An 18,036-nucleotide genomic window follows, 5' to 3' on the forward strand; every position below is an offset into this window, starting at 1 on the left:
TTCAACCGGCTCAAGCAGTTCCGCGACCTGGCCACCCGCTATGCCAAGCGCGCCGCTTACTACCAGGCAGAACTCACTATCGCCGCGATCGTCCTCTGGCTCCGATGACTTACAGGACAGCTCCTAGGGGCCATGGTCAGCCGAGACGAAGGAGCCGACATGCCGACATTCGCCGCGTTCATGGTCTTCCCTCCGGAGCCGCCGGAGCCGGATCCCCGGCTGGTCGAGAGCGGAATCGACCGGTACCTGGCCTGGCAGGAGGAGCTGCGCGCCGCCGGGCGGCTGGTGACTGCCGCCGGCCTCGCGCCGGACTCGCGGGTCGTGCACGCCGGGAGCGTCACCAACGGGCCGTTCACGGAGTCCAGTGAGGTGATCGCGGGTTACATCGTCGTCCGCGCCGACAACCTCGACGAAGCGGCGAAGCTGTTCCTCCGCCACCCGATCGCCGAGGACGGCATCGGGCGGTTCGTGCTGCACGAGATCGCGCTGACCGACCACGACGCCCGCGAAGCCCATCTGCGATGACGACCGCCGGCGCGGTCGAGCGGGTGTTCCGGCAGAGCACGGGACCGATCCTCGCCACGTTGACCAGGGCCTTCGGCGCGGACCGGCTGGACCTCGCCGAGGACTGCCTGGCCGACGCCGTCGAGCTGGCGCTGCGGGTCTGGCCGGTGTCCGGCGTGCCGGCCAATCCGCGTGGCTGGCTCTTCCGGGTCGCGCGCAACCGGGCCCTCGACGTCCTCCGCCGGGAGCGGACTTTGCGGGCGAAGCTGCCCCTCGTGGCCGGGGACGTTCCCGAGGCGGACGACGGCGAGCTGGCGTTGACGTTCCTGTGCTGCCACCCCGCGCTGCCGCGGGCGTCGCAGGTCGCGCTGACGCTGAAGATCGTCGGCGGGCTCGGGGTGCGCGAGATCGCCACGGCGTTGCTGGCGAAGGAGTCCGCGGTCGCGCAACGGCTGGTGCGGGCGAAGAAGTGGTTCCGGGAGTCCGGCGAAGCGGTCGAGGTGCCGACGGCGCTCGAGGCGCGGCTGGACGGCGTGCTCGACGTGCTCTACCTGCTGTTCAACGAGGGTTACCAGGCGACGACCGGCGAGCTGGTCGTCCGCCGTGAGCTGTGTGCCGAGGCGATCCGGCTGACCCGGCTGCTGACCGCCGACCCGCGGACCGACCGGCCGCGGGCCGGCGCGTTGCTCGCGTTGCAGCTGCTGCAGGCCAGCCGGCTGCCCGCGCGGGACGAGGTGCTGCTCATCGGCGAGCAGGACCGGACCCGGTGGGACGCCGCGCTGGTGCGGGAAGGCGCGCGGGTCTTCGAACGGTCCTGCGCCGGACCCGAGCTGTCGGCGTTCCACGTCGAAGCCGCCATCGCGTTGTGCCACACCGCGCCGGCCCCGGACCACCGGCGGATCCTGGCGCTGTACGACGACCTGCTGGCCGTCCGGCCGACGGCGGTCGTGCGGCTCAACCGGGCGATCGCGCTGGCCGAGGTCGACGGGCCGCGGGCCGGGATCGCCGAGCTGGCGCCGCTGAGCGCCGAGCTGGCCGGGCACCTGCCGCTGCCCGTCGCGCTCGGCGCCCTGCACCTGCGGGCCGGCGACACCGCCGAGGCCGCGCGGCACTACCGGCACGCGCTGACCTTGCCGTGTTCCGAACCGCAACGGCGATTTCTCCGGCAGCGGCTGGCTGCGTGCGGCTGATCCCTGGTTGGCTGGTCTCGTGCCGGACTACTGCGAGCGCCTCGGGCCCGGGCTCTGGGGCGAGCCGCTCAACAGTCTCACCAATCTCGCTTTTCTCGTCGCCGCCGTGCTCGTGTGGCGGCTGGCCGCGGGGGACCGGATCGGGCGGTTGCTCGCCGGGTCGATCGGGCTGGTGTTCGCCGCCAGCACCGTGTTCCACCTCGTCGCGACGCGCTGGGCCGGCGCCGCGGACTCGCTGAGCATCCTCGTTTTCGTGCTCGTCTACGTCGTCTTGTTCGGGCGCGTGTTCCTCGGGTGGCGACACGCCTGGCTCGCCGCGCCCGCGTTCCTCGCGCTCACCGCGGCCACGGCGTTGCTCGGCGGTGGGCTCTACCTGGCCGCGGTGATCGGGTTGTTCGCGTTCGCCGCGCTGCTGGCTTTCCGCCGTGACACCTACTGGACGCACTTCGCGATCGCGGGTGCGGTTTTCGCGCTCTCACTGAGCTTGCGCACGCTCGACCGGGACGTGTGCGACTACGTCCCGGTCGGCACGCACTTCCTCTGGCACCTGCTCAACGGGCTGGTGCTCTACCTCGTCTCGCGGACGATGGTGCTGAAGCACCGTCCTTAGTGGGCGCCGATCGGGCGCAGGTCCTTGTCGTGCTCGTCGACGTGGTAGTCCTCGGGGTTGGTGTCGTCGGTGCCGTTGAACACCTTGAGCTGGCGGGCGACCACGGTGACGACCGCCGCGACCACCAGGTTGGCGATCAGGGCGACGAAGCCGACGTAGATCTGGACCGCGGAGCCCGCGAACGGGTGCCAGCCGAAGATCGACATGTTGCCCAGCGACAACGCCGACCCTCCGAAGTGGAGCTTGCCGTTGTTCGGGTTGGGGATGCCGTACAGCATGATCAGGCCCCAGCCGATGCCGACGACCCAGCCCGCGATCAGGCCCCAGCGGTGGAACCAGCGCGTGTACAGCGCGAGCGCCACGGCCGGCAGCGTCTGCAGGATCAGCACGCCGCCGATCAGCTGCAGGTCGATCGAGAACTGCGGGTCGATCAGGATGATCACGGCCACCGCGCCGAGCTTCACGACCAGCGAAGCGAGCTTGGCCTGCTTCGCTTCTTCCGCCGGTGTCGCGTTCTTGCGGATGTACTCCTTGTAGATGTTGCGCGTCCACAGGTTGGCCGCGGCGATCGACATGATCGCGGCCGGCACCAGGGCGCCGATGCCGATCGCGGCGAACGCGATGCCGGCGAACCACGACGCGAACTGGCTGTCGAACAGCACCGGGACGATCGTGTTGCCGTCGGCCGAGCCGGTCGCCGCGTTCGTCAGCGGCTTGACGCCCGCGGTGATCGCGACGTAGCCGAGCAGCGCCAGCAGACCCAGCACCAGCGAGTACGCCGGCAGCGCGACCATGTTCCGCTTGATGACGCTGCGGCCGCGCGACGCGAGCACGCTGGTCAGCGAGTGCGGGTAGAGGAACAGCGCGAGCGCCGAACCCAGCGCCAGCGTCGCGTACTGCAGCTGGTTGTTCGCGTTCAGCAGGATCGAGCCGGCCGGCTTGCCCGTCTTCGGGTTGGGCGTGCCGAGCTTCGCCGCCGCCGTGTCGAAGATGTGCGACCAGCCGCCCAGCTTCGAGGGCAGGTAGATGATCGCCACCAGGATCACGATGTAGATCAGGATGTCCTTGACGAACGCGATCAACGCGGGCGCCCGCAGGCCGGACTGGTAGGTGTAGAAGGCCAGGATGACGAAGGCGACCAGCAGCGGCAGGTGACCGACGATGCCGGAGCCGTTGATGCCCATCGTCCGCAGCACGGCTTCGAGACCGACCAGCTGCAGCGCGATGTACGGCATGGTCGCGACGATGCCGGTGATCGCCACCAGCAGCGCCAGGATCGGGGAGCCGAAGCGCCCGCGCACGAAGTCGGCCGGGGTCACGTAGCCGCGGACCCGCGAGACCGACCACATCCGCAGCGCCGGGAGCAGCACGATCGGGTAGACGACGATCGTGTACGGCAGCGCGTACAGGCCGAGCGCGCCGGCGCTGAACACCAGCGCGGGCACCGCGACGAAGGTGTACGCCGTGTAGAGGTCACCGCCGAGCAGGAACCAGGTGATCCACGAGCCGAACTTGCGGCCGCCGAGGCCCCACTCGTCCAGGTGGTCCAGCCCGCCGCCGCGCTGCCAGCGCGACGCCATGAAGCCGAGCACGGTGACCAGCAGGAACAGGATCGTGAAGATGATCAGTTCCGGCCACTGCAGGTTGCTCATCGAGCGTCCCCCTCGTCCAGGTCGTCGACGCTCAGCTCGTCGGGCGCGCTGGAGGTCGGCTTGGTGCGCGTCATCAGGTACACGATCCAGGTGCTCAACACCCCCACCGCGACCATCAGGAACTGGAACCAGTAGAAGAACGGCATCCCGAACAGGCGTGGACCGTCCATGTTGAACAGTGGCGTGACCAGGACCAGCAGCGGAACGATCAGGAGCAGGTTCCACGGGCTGAACTGGATCCCGCGGACCTTCCCGTCGTGCTTCGCAGGCGACATCGGAACCTCACCTAACACTCCCGTAACCGACCGCCTGACCTTAGAACCTGGGTGACAGGGAGTCACGTCTGTCCGATATCGATTTGATCGCCACGCACCGCGTTGCCGACCAACGTCGGTTGCCGTGCTCTGAGCAGCCCTATAGGAATAGCCCGACTCCACTGGCGAAAGACCCAAAAGGGGCAACCGTATGAGACGACTCCGCTACGCGGTGGTGATCCCGGCGATGGCCGGCACCCTGCTGGCCGGGTTCACGCCCGCCTTCGCGGACCAGGCGGCGGCTGCCGGCAAGCAGCCGCTGAACTCCACGAACATCCCGCAGCAGTACGCGAACCAGACGTTGAGCTGGCACAAGTGCGCCGTCCCTGACGAGCTGCCGACGGCCCCGCCCGCGGGCGCCGAGGACATGGAGTGCGCGACCTACAAGACGCCGCGCAACTGGTACCAGGCGAACGCCCAGATCGACCTGACCATCGCGGTCAGCCGGCTCAAGGCGACGAAGGACGCGACGGCGAGCGTCGTCACCAACCCCGGTGGCCCGGGCGCGCCCGGCCGCAACTTCCCGGCCCGGCTGCGCAACCAGCCGAAGCTGCGGGAGCACCAGGAGATCGTCGGCTTCGACCCGCGCGGCACCGGCAAGAGCACGAACATCACGTGCGGCGGCGCCATCGGCACCGGCTCCGACCTGGACCCGCGTGACCGCGACCGCCAGAACCTGAACCTGATCGTCGCGGCGACGAAGTACGCGGCGCTGTCGTGCCAGCAGAAGTCCGGCGAGCTGGGCCCGCTGATCAACACCGACCAGACGGTCAAGGACATCGACCTGCTGCGCGTGCTGCTCGGCCGCGACAAGATCAACTGGGTCGGCTACTCAGCGGGCACCTGGATGGGCGCGCACTACGCGCAGGCCTACCCGACGCGCACCGGCCGGTTCGTCCTCGACTCCTCGACGGAGTTCACCACGACCTGGCAGAAGTCGTTCGACTGGCAGCCGCTCGGCTTCGAGCGCCGCTGGCGGCAGGACTTCCTCCCGTGGATGGCGAAGTACGACAAGCTCTACCACTTCGGCACCACCGGCGAGGCGGCCCGCCAGACCTACGAGCAGGTCCGCTACGCCCTGACCCAGGGCGCGGTCACCCTGCCCGACGGCTCGAGCGTGTCGGCCAACGGTCTGGACGCCTTCATCGCGTCTTCGATCTACTCGAAGCGTTCCTTCCCGGGCCTGGCCGACTACCTGGTCAGCGTCCGCACGCTGACCCAGGGCACGGCGTCGGCGCAGGCGAAGTCGTCGGCCGCGCAGAAGGTCAAGGCCGCCGACAAGAGCACCGACACCTCCGGCGCGCAGCCGCTGATGGTGCCGACCGACGGTGACTCCTACGACGCGTCGTTCTGGACGATCCCGTGCAACGAGGGCCCGTGGACCGGCTCGGTCAACAGCGCGATCAAGGACTCGCAGAAGCTGATCGACAAGCAGCAGCCGCTGCTGGGCGCCGGCTGGTTCATCCAGCCCTGCCTGTTCTGGAAGAAGACCCCGGCGCCGCTGCCCGTGCTGAACGGCAAGGGTGTCCCGCCGGTGCTGATCGTCGAGTCGGAGCACGACCCGGCGACGCCGATCGAGGGCGCGCGGCGCGCGCACAAGGCGTTCGAGAACTCGCGGATGCTGACGATCACCGGTGAGGGTGACCACGGCATCTACGCCGGCGGCAACGCGGGTGTGGACAAGGTCGTGGAGGCCTACCTGGTCGACGGCGTGGTGCCGAACGACCAGAGCCTGCCGGGTGTGGCACTTCCGGTGCCTCCGGGCGCCTGAAGCCACTAGGTGTTGTGGGGCCCCGCCGATTTCCGGATCGGCGGGGCCCTTTCCACACCTGTGCACAGAGTTGTCCACAGGCAGTGGACAACTTCGGTATTCCATCCATGCCCCCGCCACCACCCTCAACGGAGGCGCTTCGCGCCGCAGTGGTATTAAAATTGGCGCCATGGTGCGGGTGCCGTTGACGAACGAAGAGCGCGAACGGGGCGAACGCCTCGGCCAGGCGCTGCGCGCGGCGCGAGCCGGCCGGAGCATGGTCGACGTCGCGGGGGAGGCCGGGATTTCGGTCGAGACCTTGCGGAAGATCGAGACCGGGCGGATTCCGACGCCGGCGTTCTTCACGGTCGCGGCCATCGCGGACGCCGTGGAGTTGCCGCTGGACGAGCTGCGGGCCGCGGTGGCGCCGGAGGCTTCGTCACCGCTTTCCCAGGCGAGCTAGGTGCGGTTGACCGAGGACGTCGACGAGTTCCTCGCCCACGCCGGAGACTTCCTGCGCTCACGTCCCGCACTGCACACCATGCCGCTGACGACCGTCGAGAAGCTGCGGAAGCACGGCTCGGACTCGACCACCTTCGGCTGGCTGGAGCACGGTGGCGAAGTCCAGGCGATCTTCTACCGTCGCCCGACCGGCCGCCTGACCGTCACCGCGCTGTCCGCCGAGCAGGCCGGCACCCTGGCCGCCGGCTTGGCCGAGCTTTCCCTTTCCGGCGTCACCGCGGACGACGACACCGCCACCGCTTTCGCCGCGGCGTGGCAACGGCGCACGGGCAGGACGCCGGTGCCCCGGGTGCGGGTCCGGCTGCACCGGCTCGGTACGCTCACCCCGCCCGAGCCGCACCCCGAGGGCCGGGCCGCCGGGCGTGACCAGGACGAAGTCGTCCGCTGGTGTGGTGAGTTCGCCGCCGCGGTCGGCGAAACCGTGGGCGACTGGGACTCCTCGCGCTTCGCCGGCAAGCACTACACCTTCTGGGAAACCGGAGAGCCCGTCGCCATGGCGGGCACGACTTCGATGGTGGCCGGCATGGTGCGGGTGGATCCCGTCTACACCCCGGCCCGTTTCCGGGGACGGGGCTACGGCGGCGCCGTCACCGCCGAGGTGAGCCGGGCGGCGTTGGCCGCGGGCGCACGGGACGTCGTGCTGTTCACCGACCCTGGCAACGCGACCAGCAATGCGCTCTACCAGCGGATCGGCTACATGCCGATCGCCGACTTCACCGGGTACGACTTCGGCTAGAGCGGGCGTAGCTGGTTCAGGACGTGCTCGCGGTCGTTGAGGAACGCGCAGCCCGCCACCGGGAGGTCGTAGCTGTTCAGCAGCTTCTCGAAGTCCGAAAACTCGTCGGCCGAGAAGCCGAAGCCCAGCTTGGTCGCGTGGGCCGACAGGACGTCCGCCAGCTCCTCCCACTCGCCCGACCACAGCAGAGTGCGGTAGTGCGTGTAGTCCTCCGGGGACAGGCGGTCCGCCAGGCTCGTCAGGATGCTGTCCGCGAAGAAGCTGATGCGGTTCTCCTGCAGGTCGGCCACCGTCGGGTTGGCCGGGTCGCGGGCCGCGTCCGCGTTGCGGATCACGCCCGGGCCCGCCACCGGGTACGCCGTGTGGACGTGGCCGTTTTCCTCGACCAGCACGATCAGGTGCACGTTGAACCGCTCGCCCGCGCAGCGCCAGCGGCCGTTCAGCTGCTGACGGCGGGCTTCGCTGGGGTCGTTCGCGACGTCCTTGACGACCGAGATGATGTGCTCGTTGCTCCAGCCGGGCGGGAACTCACTGGTCGCCCTGCGCCCGGCGCCCGGTGCGTGTCCGCCGCCCACTGGCTGCTCCCTTCGTCGCACCGAGCGTAGGTCAAATGGCGGCCGAGAGCACCACGATCCCGATGACCTGCAGGTCGAGCCCCCGAAAGAGCTGGCGGGTGAGGTTGGCCGGCATCGGGCCGACCGGGGTGTCGACGAACCCCGGGTTCGCGTAGTCGACCGCGGTCCGGGTGACCGTGCGCAGGATCGACAGCACCGACAGCGGCACGGCGAGCCACGCGCCCGGGCCGAGCGTCGTTCCGGCCGCGAGGGTGACCGCCGCCAGCAGTGCCGTCCAGGCCAGGGCGACGGCGGCCAGCACCAGCCCGTGGGTCAGCACCAGCTCGCGGTTCGCCGACCCCAGCCAGCGCCGGCGCCCCGGGTTGCGCCACAGCTCCCCGAGCCCGGCGCCGAACGGCATCAACGCGACGTACGCGCCGATGCCGACCAGGACCGCGCCCGGCAACGTCGGCAACGCGATGTGCGCGACGACGACCGCGAAGCCCACGAGGACCGCCGCGCCCGCGTAGCGCGAGCGGCCGAGCGTGCCCGCCCAGGCCAGCCGCAACGCCGTCGGGCGGCGCAGGGAAACCCCGCCGATCGGCCCGGCCGGCGGGAGCAGCATCATCGGGTCGAGGAAGGTCACGGCGACCGAGCGCAGCACCCGGCCGTCCCAGCCGGCCAGCAGCGCCGGGCGGCCCGCGCGGGTGACCGGCTCGCCGCCGAACGCCAGGGGCAGCGCCGCGACCAGCACGCCGGCCGCGCCGAACTCGACGGTCACCGGCCCGAGCCCGGCCGCGGCGATCACCAGCCCGAGCACCGCGAGCACCAGCGGCCCCAGCGCGTCGAACCGCAGCGACGTCCGCCGCGCCGAGGTGAAGGCGACGACGGCGGTCGCGACGACGACGGCCACCGCCGCCCGCCACTGGTCGAGCCCGGCGCCGCCGACGGCCAGCAGCAACGCGGCCAGGTAGCCGGTCACCGCGACGACGCCGGTCCAGGCCCCGAGCAGCCGCAGCGTGACGACGCGGCCGCGGTCCACCGGCGCGAAGTCGAGCCAGGTCAGCTCGGCCGGCTCGACCCAGACGAACCCGCGGCGCAGCAGGCTGCGCCAGCCGACCGCGCAGCAGAGCGTGAGCAGCCCGAGCACGGCCGGGAAGTCGACGCGTGCCGAGCCGTAGACGGACTGCCGCCAGCCGTCGACGTGAAAGAACGCCGTGAACAGGAACCCGAAGCCGAACAGGAAGACGAACGAAGCCGTGTCGCCGCTGAAGATCCCGCCGAACCGCTTGCGGCCGGGGATCCGCATGCGACGCGGGGTCAGTGTCACCACAGTTCTAGGACGCTGTCCGCGGCTTCGAGCAGCGGCGGGTGGTGGGTGGCCACCACGACCGCCGCGCCGGCCGCCGTCGACCGGGCGATCACCTCGACCAGCCACTCCTTGCCCGCGGTGTCCAGCGCGCGCTCCGGCTCGTCGAGCAGCAGCACCCGGTGCGGCCGCGCGGTGACGCCGAGCAGGAGCAACCGCCGGCGCTGCCCCGCGGAGAAGTGCCCGGCCGTGACGCGCATGCGTTCGCCCAGGCCCGCGTCGCGCAGCAGCTCCTCGTGGTCGCCGAGGTCGGCGCCGAACGAGCCGGACAGGAGCTCCAGGTGCTGCAGCGGGGTCAGCTCGGCGAAGAAGTCGGAGTCGTCGAACAGCACCGACACCTTGCGGCGGAACTCGACGTCCCGCTCGTCCGGCACCTTGCCGTCGACCAGCACCCGCCCCCACTGCGGCTTCTGCATGCCGTAGAAGCAGCGCATCAACGTCGACTTGCCGACACCGTTCGGCCCGACGATCGCGGCGCACTCGCCGGGGTCGACGGAGAAGTCCAGGTCGTCGAACAGCCAGTGCTCGCCGGCCCGGACGCCGATCGCCCTCGCGTCGATCACCGGAGGGCTTCGAGCACCAGGGCGAACTGCGCCATGTTCTGCTCCAGGACGGTGTAGTAGGTCAGGCCGAACCGCTCGCGGTGCGCGTGGAGCTGCTCGGCGACCTCGGCGGGCGAGCCGATCAGCGCGGTCGGCAGCTCGGCGAGCTGCTCGACGCTCAGCACACCCTGTACCTTCTGCTCGAGCTCGGCCAGCGCACCCGCCCGGTCGTCGGTGATGTGCACGAAGTGGCACAGCAGGTTGAACTCGGCTTCCCGGTCGCCGAGCTTCGACCGGACGAACTTGACCCGCTCCTCGATTTCTTCGGCGCTCGCCGGCCGCAAGGCGGCGCCGTCCGGCGTCTTCGCGGCACCGGTGAAGCCGATGACGTCGGCGTGCTCGGCCGCGAGGGTCAGCAGCCGGTCGCCGCGGCCGGCGAGCAGCAGCGGCGGTCCGGCGGGACGCACCGGCGCCGGCTTGTGCTCCGGGTCCGCGTAGGCCCGCTTGAGCTCGAGGATCGCGCGTTCGAGGTGGTCGACGCGTTCGCGCGCGGACGGGAACGGCAGCCCGGCGGCCTCGAACTCCTCCTTCACGTACCCCGCGCCGAGCCCCAGCTCCAGCCGGCCGTCGGTGAACCGGTCGGTGCCCGTGACGTCGCGGGCGAGCAGCACCGGGTTGTAGAACGGCGTGTTCAGCACGAAGGTGTTCAGCTTGACCCGCTCGGTGACCTCGGCGGCGAGCACGAGCGCCGGGAACGGCGGGGCCATCCCGAGGTGGTCGGCCGCGCCGATGACGTCGAAGCCGAGGTCCTCGGCCTGCCGGCACTTCTCGACCCAGCCCGCGCGGTCGTCGGGCACGTGCATGTTGACGCCGAAGCGGAAGTCCCCAGTCATGCGACCAACGTACTCACCGGAGCTTTTCGATCACCGGGGCGAGGCGCTCGAGGTCGTCTTCGAGCACGGTGAAGTAGCTCGTGCCCAGGGTCTCGCGGGTGCGTCGCAGCTGCTCGGCCGCCGCGTCCACCGAGCCGACGAGGACCGTGGCCAGCGAGCCGAGCTCTTCGACGCCGAGGTGCGGCACGAGCCGGTGGGCCGCTTCGAGGGCCGTCCGCCGGTCATCGGTGATCCGGACGAAGTGGACCATCAGGTTCAGCTCGGTGTCCCGGCCGTCGAGCACCCGCTTCACGAAGCCCGCGCGCTCGGCCAGCGCGTCGGCTCCGGCCAGGGCCAGCCGCCCCTCGGCCGCACCCGGGGCCGTGCCGGTGAGGGCGATGGTGTCGGCGTGCGCGGCGGCGAAGGTCAGCATCCGGTCGCCGCGGCCGCCGAGCAGCAACGGTGGCCGTGGGCGGTCGGTGAACGCGCGCTCGATCTCGGTGACCACGTCGACGACCCGGCCGAACCGGCGGCCGGGCGTGCCCCAGTCGATGCCGGCGGCTTCGAACTCCGCGCGCACGTACCCGGCGCCGATCCCGATCTCCACCCGGCCGCCGGTGAACTCGTCGAGCGCGGCGAGGTCGCGGGCCAGGAGCACCGGGTTGTGGAAGCTCGCGTTGAGGACGTAGGTGTTCAGCCGGATCCGTTCGGTGGCCTCGGCGGCGAGGAGCAGCGCGGGGATCGGCGCGACCCGTCCGAGGTGGTCGACCACACCGACGACGTCGTAGCCGAGGTCCTCGGCCTTCCGGCACTTGTCCACCCACTCGGCCCGAGAGCCGGGCACGTACAACGCCACACCGAACCGGAACGGTCTCATGGTCGCGAAAGTACCTGGAAAGGTAGAAGGGGACGCCTCCCGGATGCGGCCGGAAGGCGTCCCCTTCTGTTCAGGAGGCTCAGCTCAAGCGCTGAGCCAAGGCGTCCAGCTCGTCCCGCAGCGAGGTGGGGACCTGGCCGATCTTCTCGAACCACTCCTCGATCAGCGGCAGCTCCTCGCGCCACTCCTCGGGCTTGACCTCGAGCGCGGCCTGGATGTCCTCGATCGGCTCGGTGAGGCCCTCGGTGTCCATGTCCTCGGCGCGCGGCACGAACCCGATCGGCGTCTCGACCGCGTTGCCCTTGCCCTCGACCCGCTCGATGACCCACTTGAGGACGCGCGAGTTCTCGCCGAAGCCCGGCCACAGGAACCGGCCGTCGTCGCCGCGGCGGAACCAGTTGACGTAGAAGATCTTCGGGAGCTTGTTCGCGTCCGCGTTCTTGCCAAGGTTCAGCCAGTGCTTGAAGTAGTCACCGGCGTGGTAGCCGAGGAACGGCAGCATGGCCATCGGGTCGCGGCGCACGTTGCCGACCGCGCCGGCCGCGGCCGCCGTGGTCTCCGACGACATCGTGGCGCCCATGAACACGCCGTGCTGCCAGTCGCGGGCCTCGTTCACCAGCGGCACCGTGGTCTTGCGGCGGCCGCCGAACAGGATCGCCGAGATCGGCACGCCCTTCGGGTCGTCCCACTCCGGCGCGAGGATCGGGCACTGCGACATCGGCGTGCAGTAGCGCGAGTTCGGGTGCGCGGCCTTCTCGCCCGACTCCGGCGTCCAGTCCTGGTGCTTCCACGACGTGGCGTGCTCGGGCTGGTTCTCCATGCCCTCCCACCAGATGTCGCCATCGTCGGTCAGGGCGACGTTCGTGAAGACCGTGTTGCCCTTCTCGATCGTGCGCATCGCGTTCGGGTTGGTGTGCCAGTCGGTGCCCGGCGCGACGCCGAAGAAGCCGAACTCCGGGTTGACCGCGTACAGGCGGCCGTCCTCACCGAAGCGCATCCACGCGATGTCGTCGCCGAGGGTCTCGGCGCGCCAGCCCGGGATGGTCGGCTGCAGCATCGCGAGGTTGGTCTTGCCGCAGGCACTCGGGAACGCGGCCGCGACGTAGTGGACCTTGTCCTCGGGCGAGATCAGCTTGAGGATCAGCATGTGCTCGGCGAGCCAGCCCTCGTCGCGGGCCATCACCGAAGCGATGCGCAGCGAGTAGCACTTCTTGCCCAGCAGCGAGTTGCCGCCGTAGCCCGAGCCGTAGCTCCAGATCGCGCGCTCTTCCGGGAAGTGCGAAATGAACTTCGTCGTGTTGCAGGGCCAGGAAACGTCCTTCTGGCCCGGCTCGAGCGGGTGGCCGACCGAGTGCAGCGCGGGCACGAATTCGCGCTCGCTGCCGTCCGGCGCGACGAACTTGTCGAGGGCCGCCTGGCCGGCGCGGGTCATCACGCGCATCGAAGCGACAACGTAGGCGAAATCGGTGATTTCGATACCCAGCTTCGGGTTCTCGTCGCCGAGCGGGCCCATGCAGAACGGGATGACGTACATCGTGCGGCCGCGCATCGAGCCCCGGAAGAGCTCGGTCATGGTCGCCTTCATCTCGGCCGGCGCCATCCAGTTGTTGGTCGGGCCGGCGTCCTCGGGCCGCTCCGAACAGATGAAGGTGCGGTCCTCGACGCGGGCGACGTCGTTGGGGTCGGAAGTGGCCCAGAAGGAGTTGGGCTTCGACTTGAGCTGCACGAACGTGCCGGCCTCGACCAGCTCCTGGTTGATCCGGGCGGCTTCTTCGTCAGACCCGTCGACCCACACCACGCGGTCCGGGGTGGTCAGCTCGGCGACCTCCCGGACGAAGGACAGCACGCCACTGTGCGTCGTCGGCGCGGTGTCCAGTCCGGGGATGGCGACTGCGGTCATCTCTACTCCTGACTTCCGACGACAAAAGAGCCCACACCGGGAACGACGCTGTTCCGGCGCGGGCCTCATTGCCGACGACGAATGGCTTCGCACACCGGCTGGCGAACCGGTGTGCGTGGTTTGGGATTCCCCGAGAGTAGCCGCATGACCGGCAGGTAACCGAGAGCTGGCGTGTAGGTTCTCTCACAAGAACGATAAGGGAATCGATTCAGACGTCACCGGATCGGTGTATTCGGCGAAAATCTTCCGGTGACCGCGATCACGCCTGTGACCTGCTCGTTTTCATTTGTGACATGAAAAAAGCCCGGGGCCGAAGCCCCGGGCTTTCAAACTATGACGTGGGTCACTTCAGTTCGGCGAAATCCACTGCCCCGTGCCGGAGTCGATGCGCGCGACGCCTTCGAGGGTCTGCGTGCCGGCGCCGCCCCACTCGGCGTCGGCCGCCGGGTCACCCTCGCTGCCGGCGTCCATCAGTCCACTGGAGACTTCGGTCCACTGGCCGGGTCCGCTGTGCTCGAACGTCGTGGTCGTGCCGTCCGCTTCGGTCTGCACCGCGATGTCCGCTTCGCCGTCGCCGTCCTTGTCGGTGAAGGCGATCGTGCCGCCGCTCTTCGTCTCGACGATGGCGGTGTCGTTGTGTCCGTCGTGGTCGGTGTCGATGGTCGCGGCGCCCGCGTCGACCTCGCCGTCCGGCATGTCCGCGTGGATGTGGCCGCCGGAGCCGTCGTCGCGGCCGCCGGTGTCCGAGTCGTCGTGGCCGCCCCCGGAGGCCTCGACCCACTCGCCGCTGGCCTCGTCGTAGACGGCCTGCTCGACGACGTGCCCGGTCTCGTCCAGCACCGCGTACTGGTCGGCTTCACCGTCGTGGTTCGTGTCGGTGAAGGCCTGCGCGGTGCCGTCGTCGTGCTCGACGATCGCGGTGTCGTTGACGCCGTCCTCGTTCAGGTCGTAGTTGACCTCGGCCTGGTACTCCTGACCGTCGACGTGGACGGTCATCGCGTCCGAACCGCTGGCGTCGGTGTCGCTGCCGCCACTCTCGTCGACCCACATGGGAACTTCCCCCTTTGAACCGGGTGCCGCCGTCTCTGACCTGCTGTCGGAGGGTATGACTCACCGTAGGCCCGTTCGGTTCCGCTCCACAACCGGGCGCGCGGTCAGGCCGTCTTGTCCCGCAGTGCCCGGATCCGCGTGAGGAAGGCTTCGGCCCGCTCACGGCCGTCGCTGACCTCTTTGAGCCGCTTCGACACGATCGCGATCTTCTTGGCGCGTTCCTGCGCACCCATCTTGATCGTCTTGTCGACTTCCTTCAGCTCGGCCTCGATCGCGTCGATGCGCCGGCCCAGCGCCTCGTCCAGCGCCATCGACAGCTGCTGCTCGGCCTCGATGAGCTGCTCGGCGACGAGCTGGTCGAGCGTCGAGCGGGCGTCCGCGATGGCCTCGACCAGCCACTGCTTCATGTGCTGCTTGTCGGCCGCGTGCTTGCGCGTGCGGGCCATCCACCAGCCGGCGCCGAGGCCGATGATGATCGTCGCGGGCAGCACGACGGGGTTGAGGATCGCGACGCCGGCCAGCGGCAACGCGGCCACCTTGCCGGCCCCGACACCGCCGGAGATGCCCATGAACACGAGCAGCTTGTCCTCGGCCGTCGGTGGCTTCTTGTCCGGCGGGCGCAGCACCACCGGCGGGCCGCCGGCCCGGGCGAACTGCGCGCGGATGACGTCGAGCTCCTCGGGGGAGAACAGCTCCGCCAGCGAGACGTTGGTGACTTGGTTCAGGCGTTGCGAGAGCAGCATCGAGATCCGCTGTGACGTCGTCTGCAGCGCGATGTCGACCTGCTGCGGCAACGCGGCCAGCTCGTCGCGCTTGGCCGCGTCGATCAGCTGACGGAAGTGGGTCTGCGCGTCCCGCATCTGCCGGGCGCTCTCGTGCCCGACCTCGACGCGGGTGCGCTGCACCTCGCCGCGCAGCTTGAGCTGCCAGCCGCGGGTCGACGTCCGGCGTTCGGCCTGCAGCTGGTCACGGCGTTCACGCAGCTGCTCGGCCTCGGCCTCACCCGCGGACAGCGCCCGGCTTTCGGCCTGCAGCTTCGCCTTCAGCTCACCCAGCGCGCTGGACAGCGCGCGCAGCGTGTTCGCCTCGCCGAGCATGGCCGAGCGGCCGACGAGCAGCTCCTGCAGCGCCGTCTGCACCGCGGCGACGCCGGACTTCTCCCGCAGCATCGCGGCCATCTGCTCGTTGGGCGCCTTCGCCGCCGTCTCGAACATCCGCGCCGACACCGGGTGGAACACCGAGTCGGCGAAGCGCGGGGCGTGCTCGCGCAGCAGCTGCCGGTCGGCCTCCATGACCTCGCGCCAGCCGCGGAACATGTCGACCTTGGTCAGCGCGAAGACGACCGTCTCGACGCGCTCGCCGACGTCCCGCAGGAAGCTCAGCTCGGTCGAGGTGAACGGCGCCGAGGCGTCGACGACGAACAGCAGCGCCGTCGCGCCCGCGGCGGCTTCCTTGGCGAGCTCGCCGTGCATCGAGTCGAGCCCGCCGACGCCGGGGGTGTCGACCAGCGAGAGCCGTTCGAGCAGCGGGACCGGCCCGGTGACCTCGACGTAGCGCGGCGGGAGCTGGCCGGGCGGCAGCTCGTGCGCGGCGGACACCCAGTTGATCAGCTGGCCGAGGTCGATCGGCACCGGCGCGAGCTGGCCGGGGTAGCAGGCCTGGGCGCCCCACGCGTCGGCGTGGTCGAACACCAGGTACGTCGCGGTGGCGACGTCGGCGTCCACAGGGGACAGTCCCGGGGTCGCGAGCAGCGCGTTGACCAGGGAGCTCTTCCCGCGGTTCGTCTCACCGACGACCACGACGGCCGGTTTCTTCGGCCGGGCGTTCCGCACCTCGTCGACCCACTTCGCCGCGGCCGGGTCGGCATCGCGGACGACGGTCAGCAGCTGGTCGCGCGCTGCCGCGACCTGCGAAGGCAGGCTCGGCGCGGTGGGCGCGCTCACGAGCTCTTCTTCGCGTAGACGGTGACGATCGGCGCGCGCAGCAGGCGGTCGTGGTCGGCGAAGCCGGTGACCTCGGTTTCGGCCACGATGCCCTCCAGCGCCGGATCTTCGGTGGGGACCGCGCCGCCGGCCTCGTGCCGGGCCGGGTCGAACCGCTCGCCGTCGGGCCGCAGGGCGTGGACGCCGATCGCGGCGAGCCCCGCCTCGAGCCGCTCGACCACGCCGCCGCTGCGGGCGCGATCCAGCGCGTACAGGCACATCTGAATCAGTGCCTGGCGATCGGCGAGCGCTCGGTCGAGGTCACTTACCTGCTGCTGCAAGGGGTGCACATCGGTGTCCGACGCGGCTTTCGCGCCGTCGGTTCCCTTTTCGGCGTCGGCTTCTTCGATGATCTGCGCGATGCTCACCGCGGCGATCTGGCCGGTCGGGGTGTCGTCCGGGTCGACGGACCCGTCCCTGCGAAACCACGCCATGCGCACCACCCCGTCCCGGTTCCGCCAGATTCCACCAGTCTGGCCGACTCACCCGCCAGGCGGGGGCGAAACAGGCCGGAGGAAGCGCACCAGGATCGTCCGGAGGATCGCTTGTTCGGCGGGCAGATCGAGGTCCGGGTCGAGACTGGCCCGCGAAATCATCGCGTCGATCAGGCCGGCGACCCAGCCCGCGGCCGCGTGCGCGGCGATGCCCGGGTCGATCAGCCCGGCGTCGACGGCCCGCTGGACCAGGACGGCCAGGCCGTCGCGCAACGCGGCGTCGTTGTGGTGGATCAGCTCGGCGAACTCGTCGTCGCGGGCGGCCTGGGCGGCGGCTTCGAGCACGATGCGCACGACTCCCGGGTGCGCGATCTGGCCGGCCAGCTCGGCGACGACGTCGAGCAGCGCCTGCCACGGGTCTTCGGCGGCCGCCGCGCTCGCGAGGCGTTCGGCCGTCTCGGCGGCGTCGTCGGTGAAGATCGCCGTGAACACCGCGCGCTTGGTGGGGAAGTAGTGGAAGAGGCTGCCCGAGCTGATGCCCGCGGCCCGGCAGATGTCGGCCGTCGTCGTGCGTTCGAAGCCCTTCTCGGCGAAGCAGCCGGCGGCCGCGTCGACGATCGCGCGGCGCTTGGCCTCGTGCTTGGCCGGGTCGACCGTCCTCATCGTTCGACCGGCGGCTCGTCCCGCCAGGGGTAGCCGTGTTCGGCGAAGGCCGGGGCCAGCTCGTGGTTGCGCAGGTCGGTCTTCTCGCGGGCGATCTCGCGGCCGTCGGCCGCGTGCAGGACGAGCTCCTTGCCGTCGAGGTAGACGGCGTCGAGCTCGGCCTCGATCCGCCGCGTCTTGTCGCCACGCACCAGCGTGACGCGGGTCGGCGACACCGTGACCACCAGCCGCTCGTGCGCCCAGACCGCGGCGAAGAGCAGGCCGAGCACCAGCCCGCCGGCGACCGCGGCCAGCGTCGCCCACGGCTGCGGCAGCTTGGTGAGCACCTTGAACACGCCCTGGAACGGGAAGGCGTCCAGGGTGCTGACCCAGGCGGCGATGGCCCAGACACCCACCCCGAGCCCGCCGCCCACGAGCGGGCAGCCGATCCAGGACGCGGTGCGCAGCCACGACGGCTCGTCGACGGTCGTCTCCATGCCGCCTATTATTAGACCGCCCGCTCGGTTTATGAAAGC

At 70.4% G+C, this 18,036-nt stretch carries 19 protein-coding genes and 1 pseudogene; 7 read left to right on the top strand and 13 right to left on the bottom strand.

Annotated elements, in window-relative coordinates; translation table 11 throughout:
- The 4 genes and pseudogenes from M8542_RS42235 to M8542_RS42250 form a co-directional block, all read left to right on the top strand.
- Positions 1-108, top strand: a pseudogene (locus M8542_RS42235) (IS5/IS1182 family transposase); the annotation flags it as partial.
- 51 nt (positions 109-159) lie between these two features.
- Positions 160-525, top strand: a complete 366-nt coding sequence (locus M8542_RS42240) for a YciI family protein (RefSeq protein WP_257926016.1) — start codon at positions 160-162, stop codon at positions 523-525.
- Positions 522-1,694: an RNA polymerase sigma factor gene (locus M8542_RS42245; RefSeq protein ID WP_257926017.1), complete on the top strand. Its 1,173-nt coding sequence runs from the start codon at positions 522-524 to the stop codon at positions 1,692-1,694. The genes M8542_RS42240 and M8542_RS42245 overlap by 4 nt, the downstream gene beginning before the upstream one ends.
- A gap of 19 nt (positions 1,695-1,713) precedes the next feature.
- A complete protein-coding gene (locus tag M8542_RS42250) occupies positions 1,714-2,304 on the top strand; it encodes a hypothetical protein (protein WP_257926018.1) in 591 nt (196 codons plus the stop codon).
- Here M8542_RS42250 and mctP read toward each other — a convergent pair.
- The gene (gene mctP, locus M8542_RS42255; protein ID WP_257926019.1) at positions 2,301-3,956 is read right to left on the bottom strand and encodes a monocarboxylate uptake permease MctP; all 1,656 of its coding nucleotides are present in this window, start codon (positions 3,954-3,956) and stop codon (positions 2,301-2,303) included. The two genes, M8542_RS42250 and mctP, sit on opposite strands and share 4 nt — an antisense overlap.
- On the bottom strand, positions 3,953-4,231 hold the full coding sequence (locus tag M8542_RS42260; protein ID WP_257926020.1) for a DUF3311 domain-containing protein: 279 nt from the start codon (positions 4,229-4,231) through the stop codon (positions 3,953-3,955). Before M8542_RS42260 ends, mctP begins: the two co-directional genes overlap by 4 nt.
- A gap of 190 nt (positions 4,232-4,421) precedes the next feature.
- Here M8542_RS42260 and M8542_RS42265 point away from each other — a divergent pair, with 190 nt between their 5' ends.
- From M8542_RS42265 to M8542_RS42275, 3 genes are all read left to right on the top strand, one after another.
- Positions 4,422-6,041, top strand: coding sequence for an alpha/beta hydrolase (locus tag M8542_RS42265; RefSeq protein ID WP_257926021.1), 1,620 nt, complete (start codon positions 4,422-4,424; stop codon positions 6,039-6,041).
- A 169-nt stretch (positions 6,042-6,210) separates the two neighbouring features.
- Positions 6,211-6,483 carry a helix-turn-helix domain-containing protein gene (locus M8542_RS42270; protein WP_257926022.1) on the top strand — a complete coding sequence of 91 codons (273 nt, stop codon included), beginning with the start codon at positions 6,211-6,213 and terminating at the stop codon, positions 6,481-6,483.
- Positions 6,484-7,278: a GNAT family N-acetyltransferase gene (locus M8542_RS42275; protein ID WP_257926023.1), complete on the top strand. Its 795-nt coding sequence runs from the start codon at positions 6,484-6,486 to the stop codon at positions 7,276-7,278.
- Here the strand turns inward: M8542_RS42275 and M8542_RS42280 are convergent.
- From M8542_RS42280 to M8542_RS42330, 11 genes are all read right to left on the bottom strand, one after another.
- Complete coding sequence (locus M8542_RS42280) at positions 7,275-7,853, bottom strand: EndoU domain-containing protein (protein ID WP_257926024.1); 579 nt, start codon at positions 7,851-7,853, stop codon at positions 7,275-7,277. The two genes, M8542_RS42275 and M8542_RS42280, sit on opposite strands and share 4 nt — an antisense overlap.
- A 31-nt stretch (positions 7,854-7,884) precedes the next feature.
- Positions 7,885-9,165: a hypothetical protein gene (locus M8542_RS42285; RefSeq protein WP_257926025.1), complete on the bottom strand. Its 1,281-nt coding sequence runs from the start codon at positions 9,163-9,165 to the stop codon at positions 7,885-7,887.
- A complete protein-coding gene (locus M8542_RS42290) occupies positions 9,159-9,764 on the bottom strand; it encodes an ABC transporter ATP-binding protein (RefSeq protein ID WP_257926026.1) in 606 nt (201 codons plus the stop codon). The genes M8542_RS42285 and M8542_RS42290 overlap by 7 nt, the downstream gene beginning before the upstream one ends.
- Complete coding sequence (locus tag M8542_RS42295; protein ID WP_257926027.1) at positions 9,761-10,636, bottom strand: TIGR03621 family F420-dependent LLM class oxidoreductase; 876 nt, start codon at positions 10,634-10,636, stop codon at positions 9,761-9,763. Before M8542_RS42295 ends, M8542_RS42290 begins: the two co-directional genes overlap by 4 nt.
- Before the next feature lie 13 nt (positions 10,637-10,649).
- Entirely contained in the window at positions 10,650-11,492 is an 843-nt protein-coding gene (locus tag M8542_RS42300) for a TIGR03621 family F420-dependent LLM class oxidoreductase (RefSeq protein WP_257926028.1), read from the bottom strand.
- 79 nt (positions 11,493-11,571) lie between these two features.
- Positions 11,572-13,392, bottom strand: coding sequence for a phosphoenolpyruvate carboxykinase (GTP) (locus tag M8542_RS42305; protein ID WP_257926029.1), 1,821 nt, complete (start codon positions 13,390-13,392; stop codon positions 11,572-11,574).
- Between the two features lie 348 nt (positions 13,393-13,740).
- Positions 13,741-14,442 carry a hypothetical protein gene (locus tag M8542_RS42310; RefSeq protein ID WP_257926030.1) on the bottom strand — a complete coding sequence of 234 codons (702 nt, stop codon included), beginning with the start codon at positions 14,440-14,442 and terminating at the stop codon, positions 13,741-13,743.
- A gap of 104 nt (positions 14,443-14,546) precedes the next feature.
- A complete protein-coding gene (locus M8542_RS42315) occupies positions 14,547-16,385 on the bottom strand; it encodes a dynamin family protein (RefSeq protein ID WP_257926031.1) in 1,839 nt (612 codons plus the stop codon).
- Positions 16,382-16,858, bottom strand: coding sequence for a nucleotide exchange factor GrpE (gene grpE, locus M8542_RS42320; RefSeq protein ID WP_257926032.1), 477 nt, complete (start codon positions 16,856-16,858; stop codon positions 16,382-16,384). The genes M8542_RS42315 and grpE overlap by 4 nt, the downstream gene beginning before the upstream one ends.
- A gap of 48 nt (positions 16,859-16,906) precedes the next feature.
- Positions 16,907-17,521, bottom strand: a complete 615-nt coding sequence (locus tag M8542_RS42325) for a TetR/AcrR family transcriptional regulator (protein ID WP_257926033.1) — start codon at positions 17,519-17,521, stop codon at positions 16,907-16,909.
- Positions 17,518-17,997: a YqeB family protein gene (locus M8542_RS42330; protein ID WP_257926034.1), complete on the bottom strand. Its 480-nt coding sequence runs from the start codon at positions 17,995-17,997 to the stop codon at positions 17,518-17,520. The genes M8542_RS42325 and M8542_RS42330 overlap by 4 nt, the downstream gene beginning before the upstream one ends.
- Positions 17,998-18,036: the final 39 nt, after the last annotated feature.

It is taken from the genome of Amycolatopsis iheyensis, from assembly GCF_024703995.1.
GTDB lineage: Bacteria > Actinomycetota > Actinomycetes > Mycobacteriales > Pseudonocardiaceae > Amycolatopsis > Amycolatopsis iheyensis.

Excerpts from the sequence above, each read along its gene's own strand:
- M8542_RS42240 (WP_257926016.1), top strand. The coding sequence starts at position 160 with ATGCCGACATTCGCCGCGTTCATGGTCTTCCCTCCGGAGCCGCCGGAG.
- M8542_RS42245 (WP_257926017.1), top strand. The coding sequence starts at position 522 with ATGACGACCGCCGGCGCGGTCGAGCGGGTGTTCCGGCAGAGCACGGGA.
- mctP (WP_257926019.1), bottom strand. The coding sequence starts at position 3,956 with ATGAGCAACCTGCAGTGGCCGGAACTGATCATCTTCACGATCCTGTTC.
- M8542_RS42260 (WP_257926020.1), bottom strand. The coding sequence starts at position 4,231 with ATGTCGCCTGCGAAGCACGACGGGAAGGTCCGCGGGATCCAGTTCAGC.
- M8542_RS42265 (WP_257926021.1), top strand. The coding sequence starts at position 4,422 with ATGAGACGACTCCGCTACGCGGTGGTGATCCCGGCGATGGCCGGCACC.
- M8542_RS42270 (WP_257926022.1), top strand. The coding sequence starts at position 6,211 with ATGGTGCGGGTGCCGTTGACGAACGAAGAGCGCGAACGGGGCGAACGC.
- M8542_RS42295 (WP_257926027.1), bottom strand. The coding sequence starts at position 10,636 with ATGACTGGGGACTTCCGCTTCGGCGTCAACATGCACGTGCCCGACGAC.
- M8542_RS42300 (WP_257926028.1), bottom strand. The coding sequence starts at position 11,492 with ATGAGACCGTTCCGGTTCGGTGTGGCGTTGTACGTGCCCGGCTCTCGG.
- M8542_RS42305 (WP_257926029.1), bottom strand. The coding sequence starts at position 13,392 with ATGACCGCAGTCGCCATCCCCGGACTGGACACCGCGCCGACGACGCAC.
- M8542_RS42310 (WP_257926030.1), bottom strand. The coding sequence starts at position 14,442 with ATGTGGGTCGACGAGAGTGGCGGCAGCGACACCGACGCCAGCGGTTCG.
- grpE (WP_257926032.1), bottom strand. The coding sequence starts at position 16,858 with ATGGCGTGGTTTCGCAGGGACGGGTCCGTCGACCCGGACGACACCCCG.
- M8542_RS42325 (WP_257926033.1), bottom strand. The coding sequence starts at position 17,521 with ATGAGGACGGTCGACCCGGCCAAGCACGAGGCCAAGCGCCGCGCGATC.
- M8542_RS42330 (WP_257926034.1), bottom strand. The coding sequence starts at position 17,997 with ATGGAGACGACCGTCGACGAGCCGTCGTGGCTGCGCACCGCGTCCTGG.